Here is a 15,069-nt window from a genome sequence, read left to right as displayed (position 1 = left end):
GTCCCGCCAGACAGGGATGGGCAGTAGTGGCGTGCTTTTTGTGGCACAGCGGCCTCCTCGGGATGAGGGGTGATCACTCATAGCAAAAGGGGTGGGGTGGCCTAAAACGTCAGACCGACCTCACCCAGGGCTGTGGAGTCCGTTACACAGACGCGAAGTATCACGGACCCCGGACACGCGGAGTCGCACACCGTGTGCGCTGCGCGAAAAGTGTACGAAGTGGCGCAGAGGCGACACAAGGAACGTCTGCCACCATGGCCGACACGGGTCGGCGCGCGACGGACAACTTGTCCGGCGCACACGTCCGTGGCGGTTTGTGCCAGACTCGTGCCTCGTGGACGAAGCAGCCCGCGACCCGGTCGCCCGGGCCGCCGCGCGCCGGCCCGGCGGCCTGGCCCTGATCACCAACGACGCCGCTCTGACCTGGGCCGAAGTCCACGCACGGGTGGACGAGACCGCGCGGGACATAGCCGCCCGGACCGCGCCCGGCGACCGCGTCGCCATCGTGCTCGGCACCTCGATCGCGTTCGCGACGACGTATTTCGGGGTCTTGCGGGCCGGGCGGGTGGCGGTGCCGATCAACCCCGCCTACACGGCCGGCGAGCGTCAGTTCGCGATCGAGGACTCCGGCGCCACCCTCGTGATCGCGGCGGCGGGTGACGTGCGGACGGGCGTACAGGCGCAGTTGCCCTTGATCAAAGCGGACGATCTCGCGGTGCTGCTCTACACGTCGGGGACGAGCGGGCGGCCCAAGGGCGCCATGCTGACGCACGCGGCCCTGGCCGCCAACCACGACCAGCTCGACGCGATCGACCCCGCGGTGATCGGCCCGGACGACGTGGTGCTGCTCGCCGTGCCGCTGTTCCACGCCTACGGGCTGAACACCGGTCTCGGCTCGGTCGCCCACCACGCGGCCACGGGGGTGCTGATCGACCGGTTCGATCCGGCGGCCTCGCTCCAGACGATCGCGGACCGCGCGGTCACCGTCGTCGTCGGTGTCCCCGGGATGTACGCGGCGTGGTCGCAGCAGCCCAGCGCGGGCATCGCCATGCGCTCCGTGCGGACGGCCGTGTGCGGCGCCGCGCCGCTGCCGCCGGACGACGCGGCCCGCTTCGGCGCCGCCACCGGCAAGAGCGTCCTGATCGGCTACGGGCTGACCGAGACGGCCCCGGTGCTGACCACCACCGCCGTCAGCGACCGCGGCAAGCCGGGCTCGATCGGGCGGCCCCTGCCCGGTGTCTCGCTGCTGCTGCGCTCGGCCGCCGGGCAGGTGCTGTGGCGCGACGGCACCCCGTCTCCGGACGAGGATCTGGCCGAGTTGGACCTGTCGGTGGAGGACTCGGCCGGCACCGACCCCGGCGAGATCGTCGTGCGCGGGGCCAACCTGTTCTCCGGCTACTGGCCGGACGGGCGGGGCGGCCCGGACGCCGACGGGTGGTGGGCCACCGGCGACGTGGCGTACGCCGACGGCGACGGCGACCTGCACCTGGTCGACCGCGTGGACGAGCTGATCCTGGTCCAGGGCTTCAACGTCTACCCGGCCGAGGTCGAGCGGGTGCTCGGCGGCCATCCCGGGGTGGCCGAGTCGGCCGTGGTCGGTGTGCCCGACGCGGAGACCGGCCAGCGGCCGCACGCGTACGTCGTGGCCGCCCTGGACCCGCCGCCCACCCCGGCTGAGCTGCAAGTCTTTTGTGCCGGGCACCTGGCCCGGTTCAAGGTGCCGTCGATCGAGCTGGTGCGTGAGCTTCCCCACTCGGCGACGGGCAAGGTACGCAAGAGGGAGTTGTCATCGTGAGCCGAGTGACCCTGATCAGCCGGGACGGCTGTCACCTGTGCGAGGTCGCGGAGACCGCGCTCGACCGGATCATCCCTGGTCAGTGGAGCCGGGTCGACGTCGAGTCGTCGATCGAGCTCGAGCGGGACTACGGCGACCGGGTGCCGGTGGTGCTGCTGGACGGGGCCGAGCACGGCTACTGGAAGGTCGAGGAGGACCGGCTGCTGCGCGATTTGGCCAGGCGGCCGGGGGAGCCGCGCCTGTAGTTTGTCTGCCGTGACGCGCAAGCACCTGGTCTGGGACTGGAACGGCACCCTGCTCGACGATCTGTCGCTGGTGGTCTCGTCGACCAACACGGCCTTCGCCGCGGTCGGCGGGCGCGAGGTCGACGCCGACGAGCACCGGTCCCGGTTCCGCCGCCCGGTGGCCGAGTTCTACGCCGAGATCCTCGAGCGCGCGGTCGACCAGGAGGAGTTCCAGGAGCTCGACCGGATCTTCCACGACGCGTACCGCCTGGGTCTGACGAACATGACCCTGGCCGCCGACGCCGCCGAGGCGCTCCGGTCCTGGCCCGGCACCCAGTCGCTGCTGTCCATGTGGTTCCACACCGAGCTCGTGCCGGCCGTCGAGACGTACGGGCTGACCGGCGTCTTCACCCGGGTCGACGGACTGCGGACCGAGATCGGCGGTCACCTCAAGGCCGGTCATCTGGCCGAGCACCTGGCCGAGCTGGGACTGACCGGGGCGGACGTGGTGCTGATCGGCGACTCGCTCGACGACGCGGCAGCGGCCGATGCGGTCGGCGGGGTTTCGGTGCTCTACACCGGGGGATTCACCGATCCCGTCCGATTGCGGGCATCCGGTCGCCCGGTGGCGGACACTTTGGTGGAGGCTGTCGAGATCGCCCGGACGCTGGCATAATCACTTAGCACCTAGATGGATCTTTGTCCAGCCATCCGATCAAGATCGCGATTTGTGCACGCCTTCACAAGCGCCTACTCTTTGACTCGAAGAGCCCCGCTAGCACAGCCGGTTCAACCAGGCGTTCGTGGGTTCCCCGCAGGTTCGCAAACCTCGTCGGCACGGAGTCAGATGAGTCAGCAGCGTCACGGAAGCACGCCCGGGCATCGCCCCGGCGACGGTGCCGCCCAGGCCTTCCCGGAGTTGCCGGAGGCGACCATCGCGCGCCTTCCCGAGTACCTTCGCGCCCTGCACAACCTGGGCGAGGCCGGCGCGGACACCGTGTCCAGCGAGGGTCTCGCGGCCGCGGCCGGCGTCAACTCGGCCAAGCTCCGCAAGGACCTCTCCCACCTCGGGTCGTACGGCACCCGCGGCGTCGGCTACGACGTCACCCTGCTCATCGAGCAGATCGAGTACGTTCTCGGCCTCGACCAGCGCCGCGCGGTCTGCCTGGTCGGCCTGGGTAATCTCGGTCACGCGCTGGCCGGTTACGACGGCTTCGCCAGCCGCGGCTTCAAGATCGTCGCGCTCTTCGACGCCGACGAGTCCAAGGTCGGCGAGCGCATCCACGGCCTGCCGGTGCGGCACATCTCCGATCTGGGCCGGGTCGCGGTCGAGGAGAAGATCGCCATCGGCGTGATCTCCACCCCGCCCGGCGCCGCCCAGGCCGTGGCCGACGTGCTGGTCGACGCGGGCGTCACCAGCATCCTGAACTTCGCTCCCTGCGTGCTCTCGGTGCCCGCGAACGTCGACGTGCGCAAGGTCGACCTCGCCATCGAGCTGCAGATTCTCTCATTCCACGAGCACCGCAAGGCATCGCTGACCGCGCTGCCGGGCGGCCGGTCCGCCGCGACGGCGGGCAATCAGGAGGCGGTCGGGTCGTGAATCTCCTCAGCGTCGGTGCGTCCTATCGCACCGCCGATGTCGCCACGCTGGAACGCCTCGCCATCCCCGACTCGTCGGTGCCGGGCCTGCTGCAGAAGCTCGTCGCCCAGCCGTACGTCGGGGAGGCGGTCGTCCTCTCCACCTGCAACCGGGTGGAGATCTACGCGGCGGTCACCACCTTCCACGGTGGTCTCGGTGACATCTGCAACGTGCTCGCCGAGGTCTCCGGCATCCCGGCGACCGAGCTCGCCGGGCATCTCTACGTGCACTACGACGAGGCCGCGGTCCAGCACTCGTTCAAGGTCTCGGCCGGACTCGACTCCATGGTCGTGGGCGAGTCGCAGATCCTCGGGCAGCTGCGCGACGCGTACCACGTGGCCACCGAGTCCGACTCGGCCGGCCGCCTGCTCCACGAGCTCATGCAGCAGGCCCTGCGGGTCGGCAAGCGGGCCCACGCCGAGACCGGCATCGACCGGGCCGGGCAGAGCGTCGTCACCGCCGCCCTCGAGGTCGCGGAGAGTCACCTGGGCGCCCTCGAAGGCAAGAAGGCACTCGTGGTCGGGGCCGGCGCGATGGGCGCGCTCTCGGTCGCCACGCTGACCCGGGCCGGGGTCGGCCCGCTGCGGATCACCAACCGCAGCGCCGAGCGGGCCGACCGGCTGGCCGAGGCGTACGGCGCCGTGGCCGTGCCCTTCGGCGAGCTGGACCAGGCCCTGAGCGAGGCCGAGCTGGTCATCACGGCCACCGCGGCCACCGAGCCGGTGCTCACCCGCGAACGGCTCCAGGCGGCGGCGCCGCTGATCGTGCTCGACCTGGCCGTGCCGCGCGACGTCGCCCCCGACGCCTACGGCGTGCCCGGCGTCGAGATCATCGACATCGACAGCCTCGCCTCCTCCCGCCGCTCGGCCCCGGCCGCGGCCGAGACGGCGGCGGTCGAGCAGATCGTCGCGAGCGAGGTTGATCACTTTCTCGGCTGGCTGCGCGGGGCGGAGATCGCCCCGACGGTGGCCGCGCTGCGTACCCGGGCCGAGGACGTGGTCAGCGCCGAGATGCGCAAGCTGTGGGGGCGTCGCCCCGACTTCACGGAGGAGCAGCGGGGCGATATTTCCCGTACGCTGCACCGGGTTGTTCAGCAGCTGCTGCACTCACCGACCGTGCGCGTGCGCCAGCTGGCCGCCGAGCCCGGCGGCGATCAGTACGCGGCCCTGCTGCGCGAGCTGTTCGACCTGGACGTGCCGCACGCCACGCAGGCCGATGCGGTGCCGGAGATCGGAGGAAAAGCGTGAGTACCCCGCTGCGCCTCGGCACACGAGGCAGCGCGCTGGCGCTCGCCCAGTCCCAGCAGACCGCGGACGCGCTGACCGCGGCCACCGGCCGCCCGGTCGAGCTTGTGCGCATCGTCACTTCGGGTGACCGCTCGTCGGCCCCGGTCGCCCAGCTCGGCGTGGGCGTCTTCGTCTCCGCGCTGCGGGACGCGCTGCTCGCCGGCGAGATCGATTTCGCCGTGCACTCCTACAAGGACCTGCCCACGGGCGAGCACGCCGGCCTGCACATCGCGGCCGTGCCCCCGCGCGAGGACCCGCGCGACGTTCTGATCACCAAGGGCAACCGTACCCTGGCCGAGCTCCCGCCGGGGGCTCTCGTCGGAACCGGCGCGGTGCGCCGAATCGCGCAACTGCATGCTTTGGGCCTAGAGTTGCAGGTCACGCCGATCCGCGGGAACATCGACAGCCGGATCGCCCGGGTTCACGGACCCGAGGCCGACCTGGACGCGATCGTGATCGCGCGAGCCGGCGTGGCTCGCATCGGCCGCACGGCCGAGATCAGCGAGACGCTCGACCCGATGCTCATGCTGCCGGCCCCCGCCCAGGGCGCGCTGGCGGTGGAGTGCCGGGCCGACGACGCCGATCTGGTCGAGCTGCTGGCCGCGCTCGACCACGCACCGTCCCGGGCCGCCGTCGTGGCGGAGCGGGCGATGCTGGCCACGCTCGAGGCCGGGTGCTCGGCTCCGGTCGCGGCACATGCCGAGCTCGCCGAGGGCGAGAACGGCGACGAGATTTACCTGCGCGGTGCGGTGATCAGCCCGGATGGGGTTCGAGCCATCCGGCTGTCGCGCACCGGAACGCCCGCCGACGCGGCGGAGATCGGCAAGGCGCTCGCCGCCGATCTCCTCGACAACGGCGCCGATACCCTGATGGGGAGCACAGAATGACCACCCGCACCGCCCGCAAGCCAGCCGGACGCATCGCGTTCGTCGGCGCCGGACCCGGCGACCCCGAGCTGCTGACTCGCCGCGCCCACGCCGCGCTCACCGAAGCCGACCAGGTGGTCTACGACCGAGGCGTGCCCGAGTCGCTGCTGACCGCGATCCGCGCCGAGGCCAAGGACGACGCCCAGTTCAGCCCGGCCGAGGGCGCGCCCGGCGACGTCGCCAAGGTGCTGCTCTCCGCGGCCAAGTCCGGCCTCGCGGCCGTCCACCTCGTCTCCGGCGACCCGTTCGGCCACGAAGCCGTGGTCAAGGAGGTGCAGGCGGTCGCCCGCACCGCGGTGCACTTCGAGGTCGTGCCGGGTCTCGGCCAGGCCGAGGGCGTCGCCACGTACGCCGGTGTCCCGCTGCCCGGCGTCCGCGTCACCGCCGACGTCGACGACGTCAGCACCCTCGACTTCGACGCCCTGTCCGCGGCCGCCCTCAAGGGCTCGTTCGCGGTGGCCGTCGACGCCGGTGACCTCGCGGCCGTCCGCGACGGCCTGCTCGCCTCGGGCGTCGAGCCCGGCACCACGGTCGCGGTGACCGGCGACGGCACCGGCGAGACCCAGTACACGACGACGTCCACGGTCGACAGCTTCGTGGCGGCGGCCCTCGGCTTCACCGGCCGGGTCGTGCTCACGGTCGGCGGCGACGTCGCCGAGCGCGACGCCATGAGCTGGTGGGAGAACCGCCCGCTGTACGGCTGGAAGGTGCTCGTACCGCGGACCAAGGAGCAGGCGGGCGCGATGAGCGCGCGGCTGCGGGCCTACGGCGCCATCCCGTGCGAGGTGCCGACCATCGCGGTCGAGCCCCCGCGCACCCCGGCCCAGATGGAGCGCGCGGTCAAGGGCCTGGTCGACGGCCGGTACGCCTGGGTCGTGTTCACCTCGGTCAACGCGGTCCGCGCGGTCTGGGAGAAATTCGACGAGCACGGCCTCGACGCCCGCCACTTCGGCGGCGTGAAGATCGCCTGCATCGGTGAGGCCACGGCCGACGCCGTCCGCGACTTCGGCATCCAGCCCGAGCTCGTGCCCGCGGGCGACCAGTCCAGCGAGGGCCTGCTGGCCGAGTTCTCGCCGCACGACGAGATCCTCGACCCGGTCGGCCGGGTGCTGCTGCCGCGGGCCGACATCGCCACCGAGACGCTGGCCGCCGGCCTGATCGAGCGGGGCTGGGAGGTGGACGACGTCACCGCGTACCGCACGGTGCGCGCCGCGCCGCCGCCGGCCGAGATCCGCGACGCGATCAAGTCGGGCGGCTTCGACGCGGTGCTGTTCACCTCGTCCTCGACCGTCCGCAACCTGGTCGGCATCGCCGGCAAGCCGCACGCCCGCACGGTCGTCGCGGTGATCGGCCCGAAGACCGCCGAGACGGCCACCGAGTTCGGCCTGCGCGTCGACGTCCAGCCCCAGCACGCCTCCGTGCCGGACCTGGTCGAGGCGCTCGCGTCGTACGCGGTGGAGCTGCGCGAGAAGCTGGCCGCGATGCCGGCCAAGCAGCGCCGTGGCTCGAAGGTCCAGGGACCCACAGCCCTTCGCTTCCGCTAAGGATTTTTCCGATGTCGTACCCCGAGGTTCGTCCCCGCCGCCTGCGCCGCTCGCCGGCCATGCGGCGGCTCGTGGAGGAGACCCGGCTCTCGCCGGCCGAGCTGGTCCTGCCCCTCTTCCTGAAAGAGGGGCTGACCGAGCCCCGCGCGATCAGCTCGCTGCCCGGCGTGGTCCAGCATTCGCGGGAGTCGCTGCGCAAGGCCGCCCACGAGGCGGTCTCGGCCGGTGTCGGTGGCCTGATGCTGTTCGGCGTCCCCACCAACCAGCACAAGGACGAGACCGGCTCGGCCGGCCTCGACCCGGACGGCATCCTCAACGTCGGCATCCGCGACCTGATCTCCGAGGTCGGCGACTCCACCGTCGTGATGGGCGACCTGTGCCTGGACGAGTTCACCTCGCACGGCCACTGTGGGGTGCTGGCCGCCGACGGTTCGGTCGACAACGACGCCACGCTGCCCCTTTACGCCCAGATGGCCGTGGCCCAGGCGGACGCCGGCGTCCACATGGTCGGGCCGTCCGGGATGATGGACGGGCAGATCGGCGTCATTCGCTCCGCCTTGGACAAGGCGGGCTATCAGGACGTGTCGATCCTGGCCTACGCGGCCAAATATGCGGGCGCCTTCTACGGCCCGTTCCGCGAGGCCGTCGAGTCCACGCTGCAGGGCGACCGCCGGCAGTACCAGCAGGACCCGCCGAACCTGCGTGAGGCCCTGCGCGAGGTCGACCTCGACATCGCCGAGGGCGCCGACATCGTCATGGTCAAGCCGGCCCTGCCCTACCTCGACGTGGTCGCGGCCATCCGTGAGCGGGTCACCGTGCCGGTCGCGGCCTACCAGGTCTCCGGCGAGTACGCGATGGTCGAGGCGGCCGCGCAGAACGGCTGGATCGACCGCGAGCGGGTGATCCTCGAGTCGCTCACCTCGATCAAGCGGGCCGGCGCGCAGATCATGCTCACCTACTGGGCCACCGAAGTCGCCTCTTTGATCCGGAACCGCTTCTAGTCGTCGTTGACGATCGTCCCGGCGCCGCTTCCGTCGATCAGGCGGACGGCGTCGAGGGCGACCGCCTCCAGCGTCAGCGTCTCGTCCGACTCGCGGAGCCGGTCACCGCGCACCTGCACCGGGAAGTCGGCGCGCACCGCGCCGGCCGCGATCATGCGGCAGCCCAGGTACGGGTCGAAGTCGGCCAGCGGCAGCGTCGTCGGGCCGGGCACGGTCGTCGCGCAGACGGTGATGGCCCGGCTCAGCGGCCTGCTCAGCGTCACCGGGAAGACCAGCGCCACCTTGCCCGAGTCGCCCTCGGTCACCCGGGCGTCGCCGACGCTGAGACCGGCCCGGGCCTGGAAGCGGGCCACCTGCGGGTCGTGGTCGCTGGTGCCGTCGGTGACATCGGCGTTGATGTGGGCCGCGCGCATGTCGATCAGGTCGCGGTAGAAGCCGTCGTTGACGAAGAGATGGTCGAGCGTCTGGGCCTGGCCGTCGAAGACGTACGAGTAGGCGGCCTCGGGCGCCTTGGCCACCAGGTCGTCCCAAAGGTTGTGCAGGCCGATGGCGTAGAGCGGTCCGAGCTGGTCGCCCGGATCGGCCGGGACCGGGTCGTCCGGGCGCGGGAAGACGTTCAGGTCGCCACCCAGGACGACGCGCGCGTGCGGATCGGCGGCCTCGATGGCGTCGGCGATCGCCGCGGCGTACGCGGCCTGCTCGCGCCGCTGCCCGACACGGGTGTCCGGGCCGGACGAGAAGTGGTTGCTGACCGCCCACAGCGTGCCGCCCGGGGCCGCGGTGACCTCGAAGAGCGCGACCTGGGGAGCTCGGGTGTAGACGTTGACGCCGTCGACGCCGGTGGACCGGTCGACATCGGCCGGGAGCACGGCGTTCAGCGTCTTCGGATTCGACACGTCGGCGTTGCTCGGCAGCGGGGCGCCGCGATAGGTGACCTGCGGCAGTGCGCCCAGGATGGGGTCGGTCGCGCCGGCCGCCGGGAGACGCAGCCGGTCCGTGCGGTAGAGGAACCCGGAGACGATGCCGCGCGCGTCGGCGCCGCTGCGGTCGAACGCGGCGTCGTAGTTCCGGCCCACCTTCAGAGCCAGCTCCTGCAGCGTGTCCGGTTTGCCGTCGGCGGCGTCGCATGCGAGCGCGTTCTTGACGACCCGGCAGATGTCCTGGTCCTCGGCCTCCTGGGCCAGGATCAGGTCGGGGCTGTGCAGGTTGTCGCGGATCTGGGCGGCGATCCGGGTCAGCCGCGTGTCGTACGCGGCCTGGCTCGCCGGGACGTAGTCGAAAGGCGGCTGCACGCCCGGGCAACCGGCGTTACCGGCGAAGTCGCACCCGTCGGACGGGTCGTCGCGGAAGTCGTACAGATTCTCCAGATTGAAGGTGGCGACGGCCAGGTCGCGGGTCGGCCGGGGCGGATGGTTGGCGGCCGGGTCCGGGCCCGGGTTGTACGCGATCTGGCCGACCTGGATGCCGTACTTGTTGAACGCGTAATAGAGGCCGCCGACCGCGTCGGCCCGCACGGTGTCGAAGGTACGGGCCGCGGGTAGCACCACTGTGCTGTCACCGGCGGCCGCCTTGACCCCCATGGGGCCGATCATGATCCGGTTCCCGTTGCCGTTGTCCACGGTGCCGGGCAGGTCGTCCAGCGGGTGGGCGTCGCGGAAGACCCTTCGGGCGTACGGATCCGGGCGCGCCAGCAGCGGATCGTCGCGGTCGATCAGCCAGGTCTCGGCGTCGTCGGTCGAGGCGTACGTCTTGGTGTTGGAAACGGCGGCCGAGCCGGCCCGGACCCGCAGCTGAGCGCCCTCGTGGCGCTCCCAGAAGAGATCGGCGGCCGCCTTTTCGGCCGGCGGGACCGCGTCGTCGACCTGGACCTGGGCGCCGGCGCTCAAGGTGGTGACCCACTCGGCGCTGGTCAGCTCGGTGAAGTTGAAGTACTCGGCGACACGGGCGTTGACGACGATCTCGTCGCCCACCCGCGGGACGTAGCCGCCGATCAGCGTGCTGAAAGAGCCCGTGTAGACGAAGACGCCGTCCGAGGTGGCCGGGTCGTTGTCGGTGTCACCGGTGCGGCTCTGCAGGAAGAAACCGTACTGCTGGACGCCGGTGTCGGTGTGCGAGAGTGCGAGCTGGGCCACGACGCCGCGCACCTGATATTTGGCGCTGCTCGAGCCGTTGCCGCTGACCGGCGCGTACGGCGAGCGGGGCCTACTGCCCTGGACGGCGCCGACGGTGAGGGTGTCCGCCGCCGCGTGGGCCACGCCCGGGAACAGCAGCCCGGCGGCGATCAGGGGCGCGGTGAGGAGGGCCGAAATCCGGTGACGTCGCACAGATCCTCCACAGCGGACCGCCTACAGTACGTCCGACAGTAGAGGAGAGGTAGAACCTAGTCGATGGGTTCGAGGCTTTGTACGAGTTGTGACACGTCGGCGCCGTACTCATACCAGTCCCGATCGGGCAGATAGCCCAGCTCGGCGTTGACCTTGAGCATCGACTCGTTGTGCTGCGCGTTCCACGTCTGCACCTCGGACAGCCCGGGCTCGGCCCGCCGCAGCTCGAACAGCATGCGTGCCTTGATCGCCCGGTCGATGCCGTAGCCGCGGTGGTCCCGCACGACGATGGTGTCGTACTGGTCGGCCCGCTCCGGATGCTGCGCCGGGACGACCACCTCGGTGAGGCCGGCCACGACCCCGGTCGACTCGTGGATGGCCAGCACGATGTACGGCTTCAGACCGCGTTTGTGCAGCGTCTCGAGCGAATCACGCAGCCGCTGCGGATCGGAGGACCGCGGCGCCAGGTCCAGATCGTCGTCCTCGTCCTGGGCTTCGAGCTTGGCCTGCGCATACGCCTCGAGCAGGTGGTCGGGCGGGCCGCCCGGGTGGTACTCGACCCGGTACCCGCTGCCGATGGCGCCGGACATGGCGTCCAGGGCCGGCCAGTCCACCGCGGACAGGGTGAGCACGCTGCGGGTTTCCACATACTCCCGCTCGAAGCCGAGCGACTCGTAGAAGGCGATGGCGGGCGTGCCGCCGATGGCCTCGACCCCGATCGTGGAGAAACCCTCCAGGTAGGCCCGGCGGGCGGCGACGGCGACGAGCTGCCGCCCCAGACCCCGGCGCCGCAGCCGCGGATGCACCATGATCTCGAGGACGCCGATGTCGCCCAGCAGCAGCATGCTGACGTGGGCGAAGATCTCGCTCTCGCCCTCGGGCAACCGGTCGTCCTCGGCGACCCAGCTGATCCGGCGCTCACCCGGCATGGTCTCGGCGAGGTAGTCACGGACCTGAACGTCCTGCCACGGCGGGTCGTTGGGAAGATCGGTGGCCAGCACCTCGTTCACCGTCTCAACGAGCGACCGGATCTCCGCCGCCGAGGCGGTCCGGGGATCCCACTCACGCACCCTCACTCGTACAGCTTGCCGGTAACGATGCCGTCTGGGAAGGTCTGAGCGCGTAAATGTGTAGGTATCGTCACTGTGCGTGCAAGATTGCGCATCAACTGCGGCTGCGCCGCCCGTAGTCGTTGGCCGCCTCGAAGACCTTCTGCGCGTACGGCCGGACCGCGTTGTACGAGAAAATCGCATCCCACCAGGCATCCGACCGGGACAGATCACGCCCGCCCTGGCAGAGATAGGTGCCCGCGGTCAGTGACGCATCGTCGATGTCACTGGGGTTCGCGTCGCCGTTGTTGTCGGCGTCCACCTTGAACTGATTCCACGTGGCCGGGATGAACTGCAACGGCCCGACGGCCCGGTCGTAGGTCGTGTCCTGATCCAGCGCGCCACGGTCGGTGTCCTGAATGAGCTGCCGCCCACCCTTACCGTCCAGGGGCAGCCCGTAGATCGTCGGCGTGACCATGCCGTCGGCCCCCAGCACCGCCTTGTTGGCACTGCCGTGATCGGACTCGACCTTCGCGATGGCGGCGATGGTGGTCCAGCTCAGGTGACAGTTCGGCATGGTCCGGGCCAGCACCAACTCGGCATACCCGTAAGCCTGGACGGCCACGACCGGAATGCCGACCTTGGTGCCCACCTGCCCCGCCCACCCGGCCAGCGCATCCGCCGGCCGCCCACCCGTATCCACCGGCGACGTCGGCGCCACGGTCGGCGCGGTCGTGACCACCCCCGTAGGGGCCGGCAAACCGGTCGGCCCCGCCGTGGGCAGCCCGCCCCCGACCGGCGCACTGCCGACCGGCAGCCCGCTCGGCCCACCGCCCGGCAGACCCGCGGACGGCGCCACTCCACCCGCCTCCAGCGGAAACCCGGGCGTCGCGCTGGGCTCGGGCGCCGCCTTCAGCGCCTCGGGCACCAGATAGGCCCCCGCCGTGCCCGCCGCCCCCAACAGCAGAACCGCCACCACCGCCGGCACGATCAGCCGCCCACTCGGCCGCTTGGCCCAGGCCGCCGTGCTCCGCCCGACCCGCGCCGCCACCCGGACGGGCGCCGCCTGCCGCAGCCCGCGCCGCTTGCCCGGCACACTCCCCGCCGCCGGTTTGGCCCCTTCGGCCTTCGCCGCCTCAGCGCTTCCGCCACCCGCAGGTTCGCCGTCGCCCTTACCGGCGCTGTCGGTCTTGCCTGGGTTGTCGGCCTTCATTGCGCTGTCGCTCGTGCTGCTGTCCTTGCTCGTGCTCTCGGCCTTGTTCAGGCCGTCGTCTTTGCCGGCGCTTTTCGCTCGGTCGGCACTGTCGGCCTTGCCGGCGCCTTCACCCGTGGAGGCGGTGCCGGTTTTGTCGGCCTTGCCGGCCTTGCTGGCGCTTTCATCCATGGAGGCAGTGCCGGTCTTGTTCGCGCCGTCGGTCTTGCTGGTGCTCGAAGCGATGCTTGCTGTTGTGGCCTTACTGCCCTGGCTCGAGGGGGACGCCGGTGGCTCGGCGGACGCGGCCGTGCCCTTGGGTGAGTCTGTTGTGGCCGCCCCGGCCGTGGCGGAGCCGACTGTCGTAGCGGTCGCCGTGGTGATCGAAGGAGTCGCGCCGACCGACGCGACAGTGCTGTCCGGCTGGGCGGCCGGCGTCGCCTCGGCCGATCGACCGGACGCGCCGCCGGAGTCGCCGAGGGGGAGCGCGCTGACGTCACGATCGCCAGCCGAGCCGCTCAAGGCGGACCCCGCCGATGGCCCGGCCTTCCCGCTCGACTCGGCCGCAGCGGGCTTGTCTGTCTTGGCGGCCGCGGGCGAGGCGCTCACTGACTCATCCGAAGCCGCGGACTGGCCAAGGGCGACAGATCCACCGGGCGCGGTCGGCTGGCTGGGTGTGGCGGCACTGCCGGACGCAGGCTCGTCGGGGGCCGCGGTGCCGGGGGCCGCGGTGCCGGGGGCCGCGCCGTTGGGAGCCGCGCCGGAGCTGGCCAGCGGACCGCCCTGGTGCGGCGCCGATGCGCGCCGCTCGGGCTCGGTCACCTGGTCCTTCTGCCGCTTCACCACGCGGACGACACTACCCAACCGAAGCACCGCCGCGAGTGCCCGCTTCGAGGCCTGTGGATAACTCCCAGCTGGCTGTCCACAGGGTGAATTTCTGTCGGCCGGAGGCCCTACGCTTCTCCCATGCCTCGTTACGAGTTCCGGTGCCGCGCCTGCGGTGACACCTTTGAAGTCAACCGTCCCATGCGCGAGGCCGCCGAGCCCACCAGCTGCCCCCAGGGCCACGCCGACACGGTCAAGCTCCTGTCCACGGTCGCCGTCACCGGCCGCAGCGGCAGCACCCCCACCCCACGCCCGTCCACCGGCGGCGGCGGCGGAGGCGGCTGCTGCGGTGGGGCCTGCGGCTGCTGACCATCCACGCCGGCCCCGGCCGACGCAGGCCCTCACCTCACGCGCCGACCCGCCGCTGAGCCCGCCGGCCCCCGCGCCGCCGCAGACCGGCCACGCCACCGAACGAAACAGCGCACCCGACCGGCACCACCAGCCTCGGCGTTAGCCTGTCCGCGACAGCCCGGTTGGCTCGCCGCTCGACTCGTCCGGCTGCCCCGCCCGGCCCTGCCTCGTCTCCCGGCTCATCCAGTCCGGGGGCCCGCCACTGGGGTCGTCGGCCTGCCTTGCCACGCAAGCCTGTCCCTGCCTGGCCGGCCCAGCCCGCCGCTCCGCAGGCCTGATGCATCGCGAGCCAGCTCAGTCGCGCCCGCGTCCGCTGGTGCTCGCGTCCGGCTCGCCCGCGTCCCGGCCGACCGCGTCCCGGCCGACCGCGTCCGGGCCGACCGCATCCGGGCCGCCCGCGTCCGGTTCGCCCGCGTCCGGGTCGACCCCACCTGGCTCGCGTCCGGCTGGGGCCGCGTCCGGCTGGACTGGGTGCCAGCCGGACCTTGCCCGTGCCAGATCGGACCCGCCCGACCGTTTCGACGGCCCGCCCTCGGCGATCTGGTCGCGCTCATGTCGGTTGGCCTGGCCGGCTGCCTTAGGTTCTCTCCCGGGCGGTTCTGGTCGCGCTCATGTCGGTCAGCGCGGGCGCGCTGCCTCAGCTTCACTCCCGCGCGGTCCAACTACGCCCGACTGGTCTGATTCGGCCGTCCGTGCCCGGCTCGCTTGTCCCGGTCTGGCGTGAAGCCCCTCTAGCCTTCCCTGGCCTGCTCCGCGCTGGCCTGCTCCGCGCTGGCCTGCTCCGCGCTGGCCTGCTCCGCGCTGGCCTGCTCCGCGCTGGCCTGCTCCGCGCTGGCCTGCTCCGCGCTGGCCG

General features: G+C 71.8%; 12 protein-coding genes and 1 pseudogene. 10 read left to right on the top strand and 3 right to left on the bottom strand.

Translation table 11 applies throughout. The features are described from left to right. Positions 1–334 precede the first annotated feature (334 nt). From AB0J66_RS10740 to hemB, 8 genes are all read left to right on the top strand, one after another. On the top strand, positions 335–1,795 hold the full coding sequence (locus AB0J66_RS10740; protein ID WP_364658353.1) for an AMP-binding protein: 1,461 nt from the start codon (positions 335–337) through the stop codon (positions 1,793–1,795). Next, positions 1,792–2,040, top strand: a complete 249-nt coding sequence (locus tag AB0J66_RS10735; protein WP_364658350.1) for a glutaredoxin family protein — start codon at positions 1,792–1,794, stop codon at positions 2,038–2,040. Before AB0J66_RS10740 ends, AB0J66_RS10735 begins: the two co-directional genes overlap by 4 nt. A 10-nt stretch (positions 2,041–2,050) precedes the next feature. After that, the gene (locus AB0J66_RS10730) at positions 2,051–2,695 is read left to right on the top strand and encodes an HAD hydrolase-like protein (RefSeq protein WP_364658348.1); all 645 of its coding nucleotides are present in this window, start codon (positions 2,051–2,053) and stop codon (positions 2,693–2,695) included. Between the two features lie 171 nt (positions 2,696–2,866). Next, positions 2,867–3,619, top strand: coding sequence for a redox-sensing transcriptional repressor Rex (locus AB0J66_RS10725; RefSeq protein WP_364658345.1), 753 nt, complete (start codon positions 2,867–2,869; stop codon positions 3,617–3,619). After that, the gene (locus tag AB0J66_RS10720; RefSeq protein WP_364658343.1) at positions 3,616–4,905 is read left to right on the top strand and encodes a glutamyl-tRNA reductase; all 1,290 of its coding nucleotides are present in this window, start codon (positions 3,616–3,618) and stop codon (positions 4,903–4,905) included. Before AB0J66_RS10725 ends, AB0J66_RS10720 begins: the two co-directional genes overlap by 4 nt. Next, positions 4,902–5,831 (top strand): hydroxymethylbilane synthase, encoded by a 930-nt coding sequence (gene hemC / locus AB0J66_RS10715; protein ID WP_364658340.1) that lies wholly within the window; start codon positions 4,902–4,904, stop codon positions 5,829–5,831. The genes AB0J66_RS10720 and hemC overlap by 4 nt, the downstream gene beginning before the upstream one ends. Beyond that, positions 5,828–7,414: a uroporphyrinogen-III synthase gene (locus AB0J66_RS10710; RefSeq protein WP_364658338.1), complete on the top strand. Its 1,587-nt coding sequence runs from the start codon at positions 5,828–5,830 to the stop codon at positions 7,412–7,414. Before hemC ends, AB0J66_RS10710 begins: the two co-directional genes overlap by 4 nt. Positions 7,415–7,425: 11 nt before the next feature. Next, positions 7,426–8,415 carry a porphobilinogen synthase gene (gene hemB, locus AB0J66_RS10705; protein WP_364658336.1) on the top strand — a complete coding sequence of 330 codons (990 nt, stop codon included), beginning with the start codon at positions 7,426–7,428 and terminating at the stop codon, positions 8,413–8,415. Here hemB and AB0J66_RS10700 read toward each other — a convergent pair. From AB0J66_RS10700 to AB0J66_RS10690, 3 genes and pseudogenes are all read right to left on the bottom strand, one after another. Further along, a pseudogene (locus AB0J66_RS10700) lies at positions 8,412–10,625 on the bottom strand (endonuclease); the annotation flags it as partial. The gene hemB and the pseudogene AB0J66_RS10700 overlap by 4 nt on opposite strands. A 170-nt stretch (positions 10,626–10,795) precedes the next feature. After that, a complete protein-coding gene (locus AB0J66_RS10695) occupies positions 10,796–11,815 on the bottom strand; it encodes a GNAT family N-acetyltransferase (RefSeq protein WP_364658334.1) in 1,020 nt (339 codons plus the stop codon). An 88-nt stretch (positions 11,816–11,903) separates the two neighbouring features. Beyond that, positions 11,904–13,172, bottom strand: a complete 1,269-nt coding sequence (locus AB0J66_RS10690) for a murein transglycosylase (RefSeq protein ID WP_364658333.1) — start codon at positions 13,170–13,172, stop codon at positions 11,904–11,906. Here AB0J66_RS10690 and AB0J66_RS10685 point away from each other — a divergent pair. After that, positions 13,171–13,887 (top strand): hypothetical protein, encoded by a 717-nt coding sequence (locus AB0J66_RS10685; protein ID WP_364658330.1) that lies wholly within the window; start codon positions 13,171–13,173, stop codon positions 13,885–13,887. The genes AB0J66_RS10690 and AB0J66_RS10685 overlap by 2 nt on opposite strands. 59 nt (positions 13,888–13,946) lie before the next feature. Next, positions 13,947–14,174, top strand: a complete 228-nt coding sequence (locus AB0J66_RS10680; protein ID WP_364658328.1) for a zinc ribbon domain-containing protein — start codon at positions 13,947–13,949, stop codon at positions 14,172–14,174. Positions 14,175–15,069 lie beyond the last annotated feature (895 nt).

The organism is Actinoplanes sp. NPDC049598 (assembly GCF_040675435.1).
Classification (GTDB): domain Bacteria; phylum Actinomycetota; class Actinomycetes; order Mycobacteriales; family Micromonosporaceae; genus Actinoplanes.
Note: the sequence above shows the minus strand (reverse complement) of the source record. Positions and strands in the feature narration are given on the sequence as shown.